Origin of the sequence: Shewanella sp., assembly GCF_048265805.1 — a bacterium.
Lineage (GTDB): Bacteria > Pseudomonadota > Gammaproteobacteria > Enterobacterales > Shewanellaceae > Shewanella.
Genome location: NZ_JBLXAT010000006.1, coordinates 74,277 through 90,500, shown reverse-complemented (window position 1 = coordinate 90,500; position 16,224 = coordinate 74,277). Strand labels below are relative to the sequence as shown.

General features: G+C 48.8%; 15 protein-coding genes. 9 read left to right on the top strand and 6 right to left on the bottom strand.

Going from position 1 to position 16,224, the window contains the following annotated elements; translation table 11 throughout:
• Positions 1-114 precede the first annotated feature (114 nt).
• The 4 genes from ACN0TT_RS06065 to ACN0TT_RS06050 all read left to right on the top strand — a co-directional run bounded on the left by ACN0TT_RS06065 (position 115) and on the right by ACN0TT_RS06050 (position 3,513).
• Positions 115-1,521, top strand: coding sequence for a peptidoglycan DD-metalloendopeptidase family protein (locus ACN0TT_RS06065; protein ID WP_417761241.1), 1,407 nt, complete (start codon positions 115-117; stop codon positions 1,519-1,521).
• Between the two features lie 13 nt (positions 1,522-1,534).
• Positions 1,535-2,644: an anhydro-N-acetylmuramic acid kinase gene (locus ACN0TT_RS06060; protein WP_417761348.1), complete on the top strand. Its 1,110-nt coding sequence runs from the start codon at positions 1,535-1,537 to the stop codon at positions 2,642-2,644.
• A gap of 70 nt (positions 2,645-2,714) precedes the next feature.
• Positions 2,715-3,086 (top strand): DUF2750 domain-containing protein, encoded by a 372-nt coding sequence (locus ACN0TT_RS06055; RefSeq protein ID WP_417761240.1) that lies wholly within the window; start codon positions 2,715-2,717, stop codon positions 3,084-3,086.
• Between the two features lie 19 nt (positions 3,087-3,105).
• Positions 3,106-3,513, top strand: a complete 408-nt coding sequence (locus ACN0TT_RS06050; protein WP_417761239.1) for a hypothetical protein — start codon at positions 3,106-3,108, stop codon at positions 3,511-3,513.
• A 50-nt stretch (positions 3,514-3,563) separates the two neighbouring features.
• On the opposite strand, the gene erpA is transcribed toward ACN0TT_RS06050, so the two are convergent.
• The 3 genes from erpA to clcA form a co-directional block, all read right to left on the bottom strand.
• On the bottom strand, positions 3,564-3,914 hold the full coding sequence (erpA, locus tag ACN0TT_RS06045) for an iron-sulfur cluster insertion protein ErpA (RefSeq protein WP_238894608.1): 351 nt from the start codon (positions 3,912-3,914) through the stop codon (positions 3,564-3,566).
• A gap of 2 nt (positions 3,915-3,916) precedes the next feature.
• The gene (locus ACN0TT_RS06040) at positions 3,917-4,714 is read right to left on the bottom strand and encodes a DUF6776 family protein (protein WP_417761238.1); all 798 of its coding nucleotides are present in this window, start codon (positions 4,712-4,714) and stop codon (positions 3,917-3,919) included.
• A 126-nt stretch (positions 4,715-4,840) separates the two neighbouring features.
• Positions 4,841-6,298 (bottom strand): H(+)/Cl(-) exchange transporter ClcA, encoded by a 1,458-nt coding sequence (gene clcA, locus ACN0TT_RS06035; RefSeq protein ID WP_417761237.1) that lies wholly within the window; start codon positions 6,296-6,298, stop codon positions 4,841-4,843.
• A 357-nt stretch (positions 6,299-6,655) separates the two neighbouring features.
• On the opposite strand from clcA, the gene ACN0TT_RS06030 reads away from it, so the two are divergent.
• From ACN0TT_RS06030 to nhaD, 3 genes are all read left to right on the top strand, one after another.
• The gene (locus ACN0TT_RS06030; protein WP_417761236.1) at positions 6,656-7,675 is read left to right on the top strand and encodes an aspartate carbamoyltransferase; all 1,020 of its coding nucleotides are present in this window, start codon (positions 6,656-6,658) and stop codon (positions 7,673-7,675) included.
• Between the two features lie 24 nt (positions 7,676-7,699).
• Complete coding sequence (gene hemL, locus ACN0TT_RS06025) at positions 7,700-8,986, top strand: glutamate-1-semialdehyde 2,1-aminomutase (RefSeq protein ID WP_417761235.1); 1,287 nt, start codon at positions 7,700-7,702, stop codon at positions 8,984-8,986.
• Positions 8,987-9,255: 269 nt separating this feature from the next.
• Positions 9,256-10,500, top strand: a complete 1,245-nt coding sequence (gene nhaD, locus ACN0TT_RS06020; RefSeq protein ID WP_417761234.1) for a sodium:proton antiporter NhaD — start codon at positions 9,256-9,258, stop codon at positions 10,498-10,500.
• A 63-nt stretch (positions 10,501-10,563) separates the two neighbouring features.
• On the opposite strand, the gene ACN0TT_RS06015 is transcribed toward nhaD, so the two are convergent.
• Complete coding sequence (locus tag ACN0TT_RS06015; protein ID WP_417761233.1) at positions 10,564-11,460, bottom strand: general secretion pathway protein GspB; 897 nt, start codon at positions 11,458-11,460, stop codon at positions 10,564-10,566.
• Positions 11,460-13,049: an ExeA family protein gene (locus tag ACN0TT_RS06010; RefSeq protein ID WP_417761232.1), complete on the bottom strand. Its 1,590-nt coding sequence runs from the start codon at positions 13,047-13,049 to the stop codon at positions 11,460-11,462. Before ACN0TT_RS06010 ends, ACN0TT_RS06015 begins: the two co-directional genes overlap by 1 nt.
• A 316-nt stretch (positions 13,050-13,365) precedes the next feature.
• Between ACN0TT_RS06010 and ACN0TT_RS06005 the strand changes: the two genes are divergently transcribed.
• Both ACN0TT_RS06005 and ACN0TT_RS06000 read left to right on the top strand, forming a co-directional pair.
• Positions 13,366-14,601 carry a multifunctional CCA addition/repair protein gene (locus ACN0TT_RS06005; RefSeq protein ID WP_417761231.1) on the top strand — a complete coding sequence of 412 codons (1,236 nt, stop codon included), beginning with the start codon at positions 13,366-13,368 and terminating at the stop codon, positions 14,599-14,601.
• Positions 14,602-14,804: 203 nt separating this feature from the next.
• Complete coding sequence (locus tag ACN0TT_RS06000) at positions 14,805-15,071, top strand: Lpp/OprI family alanine-zipper lipoprotein (RefSeq protein WP_417761230.1); 267 nt, start codon at positions 14,805-14,807, stop codon at positions 15,069-15,071.
• Between the two features lie 339 nt (positions 15,072-15,410).
• On the opposite strand, the gene ACN0TT_RS05995 is transcribed toward ACN0TT_RS06000, so the two are convergent.
• On the bottom strand, positions 15,411-16,214 hold the full coding sequence (locus tag ACN0TT_RS05995; protein WP_417761229.1) for an undecaprenyl-diphosphate phosphatase: 804 nt from the start codon (positions 16,212-16,214) through the stop codon (positions 15,411-15,413).
• Positions 16,215-16,224: the final 10 nt, after the last annotated feature.

Genomic DNA, 16,224 nt, shown 5'->3' with positions numbered 1-16,224 from the left:
TCCCCCAAGGCACAAAAATAAAGAGGCTTATGGTACTTGTTAGCCAGCCTAATTGAAAGCGTGTAAACTAACGGCTTATATCTAGTCACTGTTTTTTCGTGGTATTCAGGCTCAATGGCAAAATTCATTACTCTATTTACATTGCTACCGAAAAAGCACCAAGTCATTCTTGCTGTGCTGGTCATGACCACTCTCTTGCTGATATTCATTCCACAGGAACGTGCCGAAGCCTCTAAACAAACACCAACATCGTCAAGCAAGATACGCTATGACGTGCCATTGGCGTTTCGCACACCTGATAATCCTAGCGTACAAAACGTTGATGAAAGCGGCGAAATCGAAGCCTCCGAACAAGCAGCTGAAGCCATTACAGCCGATCTCGCAGAGAAAACCAGCGAAGCACTGGAGCCTCAGGTCGATAAGCAAACACCCAATATGGCAGAGATGGAGCATTTTGAGGTAAAAAGTGGCGATACGCTCGCGGCGCTATTCCAACGTGCGTCACTCACCGCTCGCGAAGTGTATGACATCACTCAACTGCCGTTGGCCAAAAAACACCTGATTAAGATCATGCCGGGCGAAGAGATTACCATCGGCAAAGACAGTAGCGGTGCATTAGAAATGCTACAGTACCGCATTGATGCCATTTCCACACTCACCATTAAGCATGATGGCGACGGCTTTAAAGAGTCCGTGACAGCCAAACAAGTTGAAAATCGCCAAGCCTTCGTTAATGCCAATATCAAAAGCAACTTCTGGAATGCGGGGGTTGATGCTGGGCTAAATCCGGCGCAGATTATGCAGTTGGCAACCATCTTTGGCTGGGATGTCGACTTTGCTCTCGACATTCGTAACGGCGATAGCTTCTCGCTGATCTACCAACAAGAGTACGCAGATGGTGAATTTTTGCGTAACGGCAACATCCTTGCCGCTGAGTTTATTAACCAAGGTAAGCGCTTTACCGCCGTGCGTTATAGCGACGGCCAGTATTATTCAGAAGACGGCCGCAGTATGCGTAAAGCGTTCTTAAGCTCGCCGGTAGACTTCAAGTACGTCAGTTCAAACTTCAACCCTAAGCGTTTACACCCCGTCACCGGGTTAGTTCGACCGCACCGCGGCGTAGATTACGTTGCCGCCATCGGTACCCCAATCAAAGCGGCTGGCGCCGGTAAGGTTGTCGAAGCCAGCTATAACCGCTTTAATGGTAACTACGTGTTTATTCGCCATAGTGCGACGTACACCACCAAATACCTGCACCTCAATAAGCGTAAAGTAAAACTTGGGGACAATGTGAAGCAGGGACAGATCATCGGCACGCTAGGTAAAACCGGACGCGTTACTGGTGCTCACCTCCACTACGAGTTTATTGTGAACGGTGTGCACCGCAACCCAAGAACGGTTGAGTTGCCGAAGGCCGACCCTATCGCCAGCCAAGAGCGCTCCGCGTTTATGGCACTCAGCAAGAAGTTGATGGCATCGCTTAATCAGCAGAAACAAGTTCAAGTCGCAATGCAACAGTGAAGGGATTATGGATATCACAACAGGTTATTATATCGGCTTAATGTCGGGCACCAGTATGGATGGCGTGGATGCTGCGCTGGTTAAATTTGACCAAGGTCAGCCGACACTCATTGCTCATCACACCGAAGATTACCCCGACCATTTATATAAAGGGCTGCAACGTTTGTGTCAGCCGGGCAACGATGAAATTAATCGCTTAGGTCGTCTAGACCGTACCGTTGGCAAAATCTTCGCTAAAGCAGTTAACACGCTGCTGGCTAAATCGAATGTCGACAAATCAGAGATTATTGCCATTGGCAGCCACGGCCAGACCGTGCGCCATATGCCCAATTTAGAAATCGGTTTTACCCTGCAAATTGGTGACCCTAACACGATCGCCGCAGAAACCGGCATTGATGTCATCGCTGATTTTCGTCGCAAAGACATCGCACTTGGCGGTCAGGGGGCACCATTAGTCCCTGCATTCCACCAGCAAGTATTTGCCAAAGCTGACGTTAACCGCGTCATTCTCAATATTGGTGGTATTGGCAATGTGACCTGGCTACCGGGCGATGCTAAGCAAGTGCTTGGTTACGATACAGGTCCAGGCAACACACTGATCGATGCGTGGACACAGCAAGTGAAACAAGAGCCGTTTGATAAAGATGGCGCCTGGGCAGCCACGGGAATAACCTCTATACCTTTACTCACACAGCTGTTATCGCACCCCTATTTTCAACAGCCGGCGCCCAAAAGTACTGGCCGCGAGCTGTTTAACCAAGCTTGGTTAGAGCAACAGTTGTCTGAATTTTCGCAACTTAGTGAAGAGGATATTCAGTCAACACTAATGGACCTCACCTGCCATAGTATCGCCGGAGAGATCACTCGTTTATGCGACAGTGGCGAGGTGTATGTTTGTGGCGGTGGCGCTCTCAACGGTGAGCTAATGCGCCGTTTGACGGAATTACTGTCAAGCCATCACATAGCCACTACCGATGCGCTAGGCGTTGCCCCTAAATGGGTTGAAGGTATCGCCTTCGCGTGGCTAGCAATGCGCTTTAAAGCCAACTTGTACGCCAACCTGCCCGCAGTAACGGGGGCATCACGCAGTGCGGTATTAGGTGCACTATTCCCGGCGGATTAACCGCTTTATCGGCGCATTGACTGGTGATAGTATGCGCCGCTGAATCATCGTCCGAATCTGTAGGAACCACATGAAAAACAGTAACACCAATTTTGCTAACTACACCCCAGAGCAACGCTATCAATATCTTGTTGAACAAGCGAAAGAACACAAAGAACTGTGGGTTATTCAGGATGATGATGGCTGTGTAATGCTTACCACTGATGATGAAGATTGCATTCCAGTATGGCCAACAGAAGCGGCGGCTATCGCATGGATTAAAGATGAATGGCAAGACTGCCGTCCACTGTCTATCCCGTTGGTCGACTGGCTAGAACGTTGGGTTCCTGGCATGGAAGACGATGAGCTGTTCGTCGCGGTATTCCCAATGGAAGATGATTTAGGTGTCGTGGTGCCACCTTACGAGTTGGAAAGCCAATTAAAGCCAAAAACCAAGCACTAACAGATAGCGAGACATTGCTGTGCCGATAAAATTCACTATGCCCAACCGCTTGATCTTACTGTGCATTGTTTACAGTGTGCTGGCGCTAACCGCCTTAGTGAACGGGGTGGCGGTCGTCCCTGCGCTACTCCTATTGATGGTGGTACTGTCTATATTCGCGAAACAACAAGCCACAGGTTGGATTTTACGCGGTTTAGCGGTGTTTATTCTGCTGAGTGTGTCGATGGCGCCTTACCTGCTACAACAGAATCCACAACTCGCGCAAGCATGGCAAACGTGGTGGAGCAACAGTGTACTGGCCACCGTGCCTCAATGGGCTATATTTGCTGCCGCGCTGCTACTCAGTATGTTGCACTTATGGCTACTGTTTACCGCGAAAGTCACTCAATGGTTCCAACGAAAAAACAGCTTTAACATTATGAGCTAGAAAAAATGCCGCTAACATTAGCGGCATTTTTGTGTCAGCTACCTGACAAATTAGACAGAGAAACTCGCCCCACAACCACAGGTTGTTTTAGCATTCGGGTTTTTCACGAAGAAACGTGAACCTTCCAAACCTGAGGTGTAATCCACTTCGCCGCCCACTAAATATTGCAGGCTCATCGGATCAACCACTAGCAGTACACCTTGCTTCTCAATGGTAAAGTCACCTTCATTAACTTTTTCATCGAAGGTAAAACCGTATTGGAAACCTGAACATCCGCCACCTGTGACATAAACACGCAGTTTAAGTTCGTTATTTTGCTCTTCGTCCAGCAAAGCCTTTACTTTGGCTGCTGCCGCATCTGTAAATGAAATCGGCATTGCTGCATCTGCTTGCTCAGTCATTATTACCCCTTGACGTCTTCTTGCTGCGGCGGATTATCTATTACCTGACTGTTTTGTTCAAGTATTATGCTGGTGTCTTTCTCACCGTTGAGCAATTCTGGCACACTGAAGCTTTGCTCCGTTTCACCACCTTTGCTCCAACGACTTCTCGGTACGACCACCTTGACCGCAATCTGTTGTAACTCAAATGCCTCAGGTAACGAGATATCGGTCTCTATCACCTGAAAATAGCGGAAACTGAACTGGAGTTTAGCGCCATTGTTGATCGATGCCAACGGGATCTCAACGTCTTTGCCGTCTTTAATTCCCTTCAATGTGAGCTCGGCATAACCCGATAACTGCTGCTTGCGTTTTTTCAGCTGCGTTAAGATCAACTTAGCGTGATACTGCTGCGGTAATGGCCGAGGTTGCAGCTCTAAACTGTTAATCGCCACACCATCAACGTTATTTTCTGGCGCCATCACACTGCGATAAAAACTCAGTTCGCGTTCCAACTCTTGCTGCCGTTGGTGCTGTTTAGTAAACAGATCTTGCATCTCTTTATTGGTGTTTTGCGCCAGCGCTAACTCCAAATTACGATTCGCCAGCGCGTTGGCTTGCGCTTCTAATTCCTGCTGATACTTAACAAGTTGCTTACGGGCATGACCATTCCCTGTTGGCGAATTATCTGAATATAAATAGTAACTTAAAGCGCCGATACAAAAGGCTACGAAAACTAATGCTAACAAGTAGTTGGATGAGGGCCGAAGCTGGCGCTCGCGCAATTGGGTTCGAAACCACCAGCGACGAAATGAAGCCATGAAAATACTACCTTACATGTCTAAAAGCGAAGTAACTTGCCATCATATCGCAACAAGGCACTGTGAAAAAAGCACCACAGTCAATGTCTATTGCTTAAGCGGTGCTCTAATGAGTACGGAAGGCGCTTATTCCGTTTTGGTTGGCGCGCTGGCAACGGGAATGTTGTTGTCCGCTGTCTCAGCAGCCGCACTTGCTGTAGTTGGTGTCGGCGCAGCTGGTGGCGCATTGGTAGAAAGCGACTGAGTCAACAAGGCAGAATACAACGGGCTGCCCCCTAAAGCTTGCGCAATAAACGTTGCGCCAAGACAGGTCATCAACAATGGCATAATCAACTGATAGTTGTCAGTCATCTCAACCACCAGAATAATGCCAGTCACCGGTGCACGAACCGTTGCCGCAAATAATGCGCCCATTCCTGCAACCGCATATACCCCAGGCTCTGCCACCAAAGAGGGGAACAAACCTGCCGCCACGGTGCCGTAAGCCAAACCCAGCAAGGTTCCCAGTGCTAGCATCGGCGCAAATACCCCGCCGGGTGCCCCGGAGGAGAAGCAACCTAAGGTTGCCACTAAACGCACCACAAAAATTAATACCATGATGCCCCACGCCATTGGCTCACGCACAAATTCGGTGATCAGCGCTACACCACCACCAGAAATCGAAGGTAGATAGAGTTGGAACAAGGCGAATAGACCACCCAATGCTGCGCCAGTGCTGGCTACGCGTAATATGTTGTTGCGGTGATACCGTTTGAAAAAGGCAGTGCAGTGCAGCACCCATAAATTAAAGTAAGTACCGATAACCCCAAAAATAATCCCGAGTAATAGAAACAACCACAGTGAACCTAACGGCGGCACCTGAAAGGTGGGAATGTCCATTACGGCGTCTTGGCCATGGAAATAACGCAGCACGATAGTCGCCATCAACGACGCTAATGTGACGCATTTGAATGAGGTGAAGTTGTAGCGAAACTGTGGCCGCATCTCTTCGATGATAAACAGAATACCCGCCAGAGGCGCGTTAAACGCGGCCGCTAACCCCGCTGCGGCACCAGAGGCGGTAAGCACGTGTGGTGCATAGGGATATTTACTGATAAGCGCGGCGCACATTCGGCCGACAGCACCGCCGATTTGCACTGATGGCCCTTCTCGCCCTAGTACCATGCCAGAGCTTAACGTCAGCACACCGGCGACAAATTTTACTGGCAACACACGCCACCAGCGTATGTCATGCAACCCGTCCAAAGCGCCTTCAACGTGCGGAATACCACTGCCACTGGTTTCTGGTGCCAGTTTGGCGGTTAACACAAAGCCGACTGCGGCGACTAAGGCCCCGGCCAAAATCACTAACAGCGCAGTAATCCCTACTGGCAGTTGCCAACTATCAAAAAAATGTAACCGCTGATCGGTCATTAAATGGATAGCAGCTTCAAACATCGACACAATTAGCCCTGCGAGAGCGCCGACCACGGCCGACAGCGACAACAAAACGAGATAATCGGGTTGAGAAGTGAAAAAGCCAGGCGTCAGTCGATGTTTGAGCAATCCCTTCAACGGGAAATGCATATTAGCAAATCTGGGCATACTTCTTAGTACTTAAAGTTGGCGGCTAAGTAAGAAACGGCGTGCTGCAATAGCTTATTGATCCAGCGAGATAATGCTATGACAAACATCAACAATTCACCAATTATTATTTGATAATTTACCGATTTCTCAATAGTTTTCTCCATCTACTACCGGCGTAAACCGCCTTCATATTAGCAACTGATGCAACAACTAGCGCTCGTTAGCGGCAAATACATTAGCGATTGGTTCACAAAATTCAAAAGCCGAGCGTTTTATTGAAGTGACGCATCTGCTATAGTCTGCTCTCAGCCAAATATCATAAAACCTTGTGCAGCTTTGGCGTGGCCTGCACACCCTACATTGGAAACTAGGCTGATGAACCAATTCCAGGGATCCCATATCCTCTCTGTGAACCAGTTAAATCTGGACTCGATTCAAACCATCTTTGATGTTGCTCAGAAAATGACTCCCTATGCACTGCGTGAGAAGCGTACTCGTGTGTTAGACGGTGCAATTCTTGGCAACCTGTTTTTTGAGCCTAGCACGCGTACTCGTGTCAGCTTTAGCTGCGCCTTCGACCTGCTTGGCGGCCGCGTCTCAGAAACCGTCGGCATGGCCAACTCATCACTCTCTAAAGGTGAATCGCTGTATGACACCGCGCGAGTGCTGTCCAGCTACTCTGATGTGATTGCCATGCGTCATCCGCAATCCCATTCAGTGGCTGAGTTTGCCCAAGGCTCACGCGTGCCGGTCATCAACGGTGGTGACGGCGCCAACGAACACCCAACGCAAGCGCTGCTGGATCTGTTCACCATCAAAAAAGAGTTGAACAGCAACGGCATGACCATCAACGGTATGCACATTGCCATGGTGGGTGATTTAAAATACGGCCGTACCGTGCACTCGTTGTCGCGCTTGTTGTGTATGTATAAGAACATCACTTTCACACTGATTTCGCCAAAAGAATTAGCGATGCCAGACTATGTGATCGCCGACATTGAAAACGCTGGCCACCGCGTCACAATTACCGACCAATTGGAAGGTAATCTGCATCAGGCTGATATTTTGTATCTGACCCGTATTCAGGAAGAGCGTTTCCCATCGCAAGACGAAGCAGATAAATATCGCGGTAAGTTTCGACTCAACAGCGCTATCTACACTAAAAACTGTAAATCTAACACAGTGATCATGCATCCGCTGCCGCGCGACTCACGTTCGCAGGCAAACGAGCTGGATAACGATTTGAACAACAACCCAAGCTTGGCCATTTTCCGTCAAGCAGATAATGGCTTGTTGATCCGTATGGCACTGTTTGCACTAACGCTCGGCGTAGCTGACCAACTGGAACAATATGAATGTCCAGTGAACTGGTTCTCAAGCAAAACCGTACGTTAATTGAACGTTTAAAAAGGATGAAATATGACCCGTTCTGAAGACCTGTTTACTCAGGCCAAAAAGACCATTCCTGGTGGCGTAAACTCACCAGTTCGTGCTTTTAATGGTGTCGGCGGAACACCAAGATTTATCGACAAGGCTGATGGCGCTTACATTTATGACGCCGACGGCAAAGCCTATGTCGACTACGTTGGTTCATGGGGACCAATGATTTTAGGTCATAACAATCCAGTGATCCGCGAAGCGGTATTAAAAGCCGTAGCGAATGGTTTGTCATTTGGCGCACCGACCGAACTTGAAGTCATCATGGCGGAAAAAGTGCGCGAAATGGTGCCCTCCATCGAACAAGTGCGCATGGTAAGTTCAGGCACTGAAGCTACCATGAGCGCCATCCGTTTAGCGCGTGGTTACACCAACCGCGACAAGATCATGAAGTTTGAAGGCTGCTACCATGGCCACGCTGACTGCCTGCTGGTAAAAGCGGGGTCAGGCGCACTGACCATGGGCCAACCAAGCTCACCGGGTATTCCGGCGGATTTTGCCAAACACACCCTAACCGCCACCTATAACGACTTGGCATCCACTCGTGCGCTTTTTGAGCAATATCCTGAAGATATTGCGTGTATTATCGTTGAGCCAGTGGCAGGCAATATGAACTGCATTCCACCAGTTGACGGTTTCCTGCAAGGTCTGCGGGCTTTGTGTGATGAGTTTGGCGCATTGCTGATCATCGATGAAGTGATGACTGGTTTCCGTGTGGCTCGTGGTGGTGCTCAAGGTCACTACGGGGTGAAGCCCGATCTTACCGCGTTGGGTAAAGTGATTGGTGGCGGTATGCCAGTAGGTGCCTTCGGTGGTCGTAAAGAAGTGATGGAATATATCGCACCAACGGGTCCAGTTTACCAAGCAGGTACTTTGTCTGGTAACCCAATCGCGATGAGTGCTGGTCTGGCACAGCTGAACGAACTGTGTAAAGACGGCGCATATGAAGCGCTGGCAGACAAAACCAAACAAGTCGCTGAAGGTTTAAAAGCCACCGCGGCCAAACATGGCATCAACATGGCAGTTAACTATGTTGGCGGTATGTTCGGTATCTTCTTCACCGATGCAGAAAAAGTGACTCACTTTGAACAAGTGACCAAATGTGATTTAGAGCTATTTAAAGCCTTCTATCACGGCATGCTGGATGAAGGTGTTTACTTAGCACCGAGCGCGTTTGAAGCTGGCTTCTTGTCACTGTCTCATGGCGACAAAGAGATTAACGCGACCTTGAACGCTGCTGACCGCGTGTTTGCCCGTATTAAAGGCTAATCACGAGTCATTACATAAAAGGCCCATCATGGGCCTTTTATGTTACTCAAACAAAACAATTTAACTCAATAGATTATCTGGCGCGGACACCAATATTAAGCTTAATTTAAGACTTAAGTAATATTGCGTATACCCGTTGCTACATGTTCCAATTCGTGCGCTTCGTCACACTAGGTGCTGCGGTTGCTCGCAGCGATATCAATCTCGCTTACCACCAGCATCGTGACCAACCGGCCCTTTGACACTCCGCAATTACGGATGGAACCACCATGCTCAATACGTTTCTGCTACTGCTCGCAGTATTGGCGCTGCTTAGTATTATCTTTGAAGAAGTGACGCATATTAACAAAGCCAAAACCACGCTATTTCTCGGCTGTATCTCATGGATTACGCTGTTTGTTGCCGCCCCTTCAGCCAACGATACCAGCGCGGTTAATCAACAACTCGAAGATAACTTATTAGAAATTGCCACCTTGTGGCTGTTTTTAATGTCGACCATGACATTTGTTGCCTACCTTAACGCCAAAGGGATGATCCAAATTGTGGTGAGCAAGCTGTTTCCACAAAGTATCAATGTGCGGCTTTTAATGATTCAGGTGGCGATATTTTCCCTACTTCTCTCCGCCATCTGCGATAACGTCACCGCCACCTTGGTTTCACTTGGATTACTGACCACCTTCAAACTCGATAGTAATATTCGCCGGCGCATGGCGGTGCTAATCATCTTTGCGGTCAACTCCGGCGGTGTATCACTGATTACTGGTGATGTGACCACCCTGATGATCTTCTTAGATGGTCACGTCAACATGGCTGACTTGCTCGTGCTAGTCATTCCCGCAGCAGCCAGCGTTGTATTGCTGGCGGTGCTGTTTTCCTTTAAGGCCAGCGGCCGAGTTTATGCCAACACCGTCACGCAATCGATTGAAACCGTAGATGTAATTATCGCGCTGATTTTTGTCAGTACCATCGTACTCACTATGGTGCTCAATATCCTGTGGGCGATTCCGCCAGTGCTCACCTTCTTAACAGGTTTGTCGGTGATGTTCTTAGTCGGTAAGACAGTGCATACCGATACCGAGGAGATCCGCATCCTTGAGTATATTCGCCAAGTGGAGTTCGATACTTTACTGTTCTTTTTAGGTATTTTGTTGTTAGTTGGCATGCTTAAACAGATTGGTGTGTTGGAACAACTCGCCGCAGTATATGCCTCCCATAATCCTGCAATTGCCAACTACGTCACCGGTATGGGCTCGGCGTTACTAGATAACGTGCCGCTCACCGCTGCGCTATTGAAAGCATCACCTGAGTTATCGTTAGCGGGCTGGTTAGGGCTTACTTATGCCGTGGGCGTCGGCGGTTCACTATTAGTGATTGGTTCGGCATCGGGGATTATCGCCATGAGTAAAATTGAGGAGCTGACATTTGTATCTTATCTCAAGTATGTCCCCGCACTACTGCTGTGCTACAGCGGAGGTTATGCGCTGACCTTATTTCTCGGCCATTGGATAGCCTAAGCGGCCCTGATAATACGCATTAAAAAAGCGCCTGATGGCGCTTTTTTATTAATTGATGCTCGACTAAATGGCGGGGACGCGGAAATCTTGCCCTTGGATTTCCAATACCACATCGTTGGCGCGGATCTCTTTAATCGTCAGCTTCTGCTTAATCTTATCGCCCTCTTGCAACTCTTGGCCATCCACATTGAGCCAGCGCTTGCTTGGGTCGGTAGCATACATATGTGCAATAATGTTGAATTCCGGCACTTGCAACTGCAAGCCTGCGGGTAATTCACCGTAGGATGGATATTGGGCTGGCGATGTGGGTTTGGCCGCCGCGTTATCCGCTAATGGCGCATTTGATTGCGTCAACGCATTACGCCGCTCAACTTCACTTAACGCCGCTTGAAATCGACTGACTAGCTCGTCATCAACTTCCCGCTGAGTAGATTCTGCGCTGCGGGAATTATTGTCAGCACGGGGCGTATCGTTAGCCATCTGACCATCACGCAGGCGCTGCAACATTGCCATCCCTTTGTCGTTCGCTTGCGCACCTAATATGATCGGTTCAACCTCCTCAACAGCAGGAGTATCATCCACCACCGACTCAGTTGTGGTGACCTCTGTTGATGACACAGTGTTGGCTGCTGTCACTGCAGGCTGCAGTGCTGGCAAAGCCTTCGCCATTGGTAAACTCACTTTGCCCGCTAGCGCAATTTCAGGTTGCGGTGCTACAACTGGTTGCACTACCGCAGAAGGTGTAGCCACTATCGTTGGCACCGCTTGAGGTTGCGCCACTAAACGCCACACCACCGCCAATACCAGAATAGTGAGTAGCACCAGTAACACCGCATAAATCCAACGTTTATCACTGGGTTGAACGTGATTCATCGGCAAACGAGGTGATAGCACAGGATCGATCTGCTCGCCTTGCTGTTCCTGTTTAGCACGCGACACCGCATCTAATAGAATTGACATTAGCTACGGTCTCCAGCTACCAACTGTGGCCCATCATGGGCGGCATACAAAGCCAATACTGCGATAGTGTCGGACGCAGCGCGTCCATCAACAGGCAGTTGATGCGCCGATTGGAACTGCTGCAGCGATTGAGCCAACTCACTATCAAAATAACTCATTGAACGCGCTGGACGTTGCTGCGCTTTGGCTAAGCTATTTTCCAGCCACTGCACTTGCGCAAGGTTGGCACTTGGGGTGACTTGGTTCGGCGTATCTGCCGCTCTTTTTGCCAGCACCTCATAGGTGCCAATGTAGTGTTGTTCGAACCAACTTTGAGACACCCAAAATTGCTGTTCGTTAAGCTGTAATAAAAGTTGTTGTTGCTGTTTTTTAACCAGCACACCATAAAAGAGCTGCTCGCCAGATTTAAGGTAAACCACAGCAGGATAATTAATCGCGATCAGTTGTTGCAGCGTACCTTGTTGCTGGGCACACACCATACCTAGCTGTTGCGCCGACTGGCAGGCCGACACACCTGCAAATGGCGCTTCATCCCATAAAGCAAACAAGCCGGCATAAGCGGTATCTATCGCTTGGCTTTGTGACATGGCATTACTCAGCAATTGGTTGGCTACGTTTGTCTGCGGTTGTACCGCAGGCAGAGCGGTGACATTAGCAACAGTGTCAGCATGAGGTGTAGCTAAGTGCTCGGCACTGCTCCACCACCAAATGCCAGTCCCCATCGCAGCTAATAACACCACAGCGGCACTGCCCCATGCCCACGGAGCTTTGCCCTTGCCCACAGGCTCACCCAGTACCTCTTCAGCCGCAGCATCAACCATCTGCTTATTTATCGGCGTGCGGTTCTGCCCATAAGCCGCCATTAATGCCCGTTCACACAGCAAGTTAATCACACGCGGAATACCGCCACTGTAGCGATGCAGTGCTTTAATCGCGCCATGATTGAACAGGGGTTCGCTGCGTCCAGCGACACGTAAACGGTGCTGCACGTAAAGGCTGACTTCTTGCTCGGTCAGCGGTAACAGGTGATAGCGCGCGGTAATGCGCTGAGCCAACTGGCGCAACTCTTGACGCTTTAGCAAATGTTGCAACTCAGGCTGACCAATCAAAATCACCTGTAGCAATTTCTTCGTGTCCGTTTCCAAGTTAGTCAGCAAACGCAGCTGTTCCAATACTTCGGCTCGCAGGTGCTGCGCTTCATCAATGATCATTACCGTGTTACGGCCTGCTTGATGATTATTCAGCAGGAATTGACTAATCAGATCGGTCAGTTGCTTCAACGTTGGCTGCTCACCATATTTAATGCCAAGCTCATCGCACAAGGTTGCCAGCAGTTCTAATTCGGTCAGTGAGGGGTTAAGAATAAATGCGGTATCGGTGTTTTCTGGCAACTGCCGCAGTAAACAACGGGATACCGTCGTTTTTCCCGTACCCACTTCACCAGTGAGCAGCACAAATCCGCCAGTTTCACCTAATCCATAGGTCAAATGCGCTAGCGCTTCGCGGTGGCGATCACTTAAAAAGAGATAACTAGGGTTAGGAGCAATCGAAAACGGGTTGTCTGAGAGTCCAAAAAACGCCTTATACATGGGGCTGGGCAGTCCTTATGTCCTGAATTGCCGACCAGTTTAAGACATGGCTAAAGATTGTCAAAACCCTGGCTCATTAAATGTGCCGTGCTTAAAAAAGTGCCGTCGCTAGCATGCTGATGATATGCTGCTCACGCTCGAAGACTGTTGGCCTTTTGTGTTAGATTTCCGTTCAAATTAAACGCGTTATAAACCAGACTCGCTCCGTAATGCCTAACGCTAGGTGCAACAAGGTACAGAATACGTTTTAATTAAACCGTTCAGGCAGCAACCACTGCAACAGAAAACAACAGCCACCAAGGAATAAGGAGTTATTGTGCAAATTTATCTTGTTGGCGGCGCCGTCAGAGACCAATTATTAGGTTTGACAATTAAAGACCGTGACCACTTGGTTGTAGGGGCAACGGTGGAGCAGATGCTCGCCAAAGGTTATCGGCAAGTCGGTAAAGACTTTCCCGTCTTTCTGCATCCCAAAACTCAAGAGGAATATGCCCTCGCCCGCACTGAACGCAAAACGGGCCGAGGCTATGGCGGTTTTACGGTAGATGCCAGCCCAGAAGTAACACTCGAAGAAGATCTACTACGGCGCGACTTAACCATCAATGCCATTGCTAAAGATGAGCGGGGGCAGTTGTTTGATCCCTATGGTGGTCAACAAGACCTAGAACAGCGTGTATTACGCCATGTCTCGCCTGCTTTTATTGAAGACCCACTGCGCGTGCTGCGTGTTGCCCGCTTCGCCGCACGATACGCTGACTTAGGTTTTACCGTCGCACCCGAAACCATGGCATTAATGCGCGAGATTGCCGCAAGTAATGAGCTAGAAGCGTTGAGTGCCGAGCGCATTTGGCAAGAGCTAGCGCGCGCGCTCAATACGCAGTCGCCTTGGGTATTTATTGAAGTGCTACGAGATTGCGGAGCGTTAGCCCATGTCATGCCGGAAATAGATGCACTATTCGGCGTGCCACAACCTACGCAATGGCATCCAGAAATCGATACGGGTCTGCATACGTTACTGTCTCTAAAACAAGCAACTGAGCTCAGTGATGACACGCAAGTACGTTTTGCGACACTTTTGCATGATTTAGGCAAGGCATTAACCCCAGCGGAGGAATTACCAAAACACCACGGTCACGGTCACGCTGGGATAGCCCCAATAACGGCGCTGTGCACGCGGTTACGGATACCGAATGAATACCGGATACTGGCATCACTTGCGAGTGAACTACACCAAGATATTCATAACTTACCGCAACTCAAACCAAGTACGGTTTTACGCAAACTTGACCAGATGGATGCATGGCGAAAACCGCAGCGCGTTTCCCAGCTAGTGAGTGTGTGCCAAGCGGATGCTCAAGGACGTGCCGGTTTCGAGCAGCAGCCCTACCAACAAGGGCGGTTACTGCAGCAACTATTTGACCAAGCAGCAGCCGTGGATATCAAACCGATTCTCGCCGCAGGGTATAAAGGCGCCGAGATCAAAGAGCAGGTTGCTAAAATTCGGACTACAATAATCAAAACGCTGTTAACAGAGTTCAATCAGAATGTTTAAAAACGGCGAGATTAACGAAATATTCCAGAAAAATCCGCAAATTGCTCGTAAAGGTTGCAATTATTGACGCATTCGATATCGTAGTTCTTACTTTATTTTTAGACCCCCATAGCCAAATGAATTTTGGCTATGAGATAATGCACGGGATCGATCTTTCGGGGTCGAACCACTAAAACCAAAACTCTTTTAAAAGGGATTTATCCATGAACAAAAAAGTACTGTTGATTGCTGGCGTAGCTATGACTGCTTTGCTGGGTGGTTGTGCAAACACTGACGCTATCAATGAAAGTGTTGCAAACTTAGGTTCAAAAGTTGATCAACTGTCTGCTAAAGTTGACTCACTGCAATCTGAGCAAACCAAACTGGCTGCTGACGTAAGAGATGCAAAATCTGCTGCTGCTGACGCTCAAGCAGAAGCAAAACGCGCTAACGATCGTTTGGACAACGTTGCTTCTCGTTACAAAAAGTAGTAGAGACAACGTCTACAGCACGAATCGGCAACACAGACGTGTTGCCGATTTTGTTTTTAGTGTCGGTATTTGATACAGCAGATAAGTCGTGTAAGAGCGACCGATGAATCTTAAAACACAGTTACACGCCTACTGCCTAGCTGAGATAAAATCGGCTACATATCAATAGCAGACGCCACATCAGCACATCAGCACATCAGCACATCAGCATCGTACCGAATGGTGGCAATATAAAAGCAATGGTTTGCACTATTGCTTAAGGTTGACTCTACCAACCTACCGCAAACAACAGCCCACCATTGCCTTCAAAGCCAAATGTATCGAGCAGTTTAAGTATCGCTAGACAACTAATAGAAAGCCGACCAAAAACAATCCCAGCGCGAGGCGATAAATCACAAATGGCAACATGCCCATCTTGCTGATGATTTTCAAAAAGTAGTGGATACAAGCGTAGGCCGATATGAAAGACAACACCGTGCCCAGTATCAGCGCATGGGTATCAATCGCTGCCGGATTCTCCAGTAAATCCTTAGTTACCAAAATGGCAGCGCCTAGGCTTACCGGTACCGACATTAAAAACGAGAAACGTGCAGCAGCTTCACGCGTTAACCCTAACATTAACCCTGCCGTCATGGTCGCGCCAGAGCGCGAAGTTCCCGGGATCAATGCCAATGCTTGCGCGACGCCAATAAACAACGCTTTACGCCAACCAGTTTGATACTCAGATAGTTGCCGTTTACCAGCGTAGTCAGCCCACCACAGCAGTAAACCGAATACAATAGTCGTGGTGGCAATCACCGCTGAACTGCGTAAATTGGTCGAGATAAAATCTTTAAAAGCGAAGCCACAAATAATAGCTGGAATGGTGGCCAAAATAATCCACCACGCCAGTTTACTCTCGGCACTGGACTCACGCTTAACGATACTGACACTCCATGCCCCTGCCATCGTCCACAGTTCGCGCCGAAAATAGATAACTACCGCCAATAGCGAGCCCGTATTGACAGCAACGTCAAACGACAATCCTTGATCAGGCCAACCCAGTAATTGGGCGGGTAAAATCAGGTGTGCAGAACTAGAAATGGGTAAAAACTCAGTCAATCCCTGAATTAACGCCAAAACCACTACTTGAAACGTTTCCATTATTATCCTC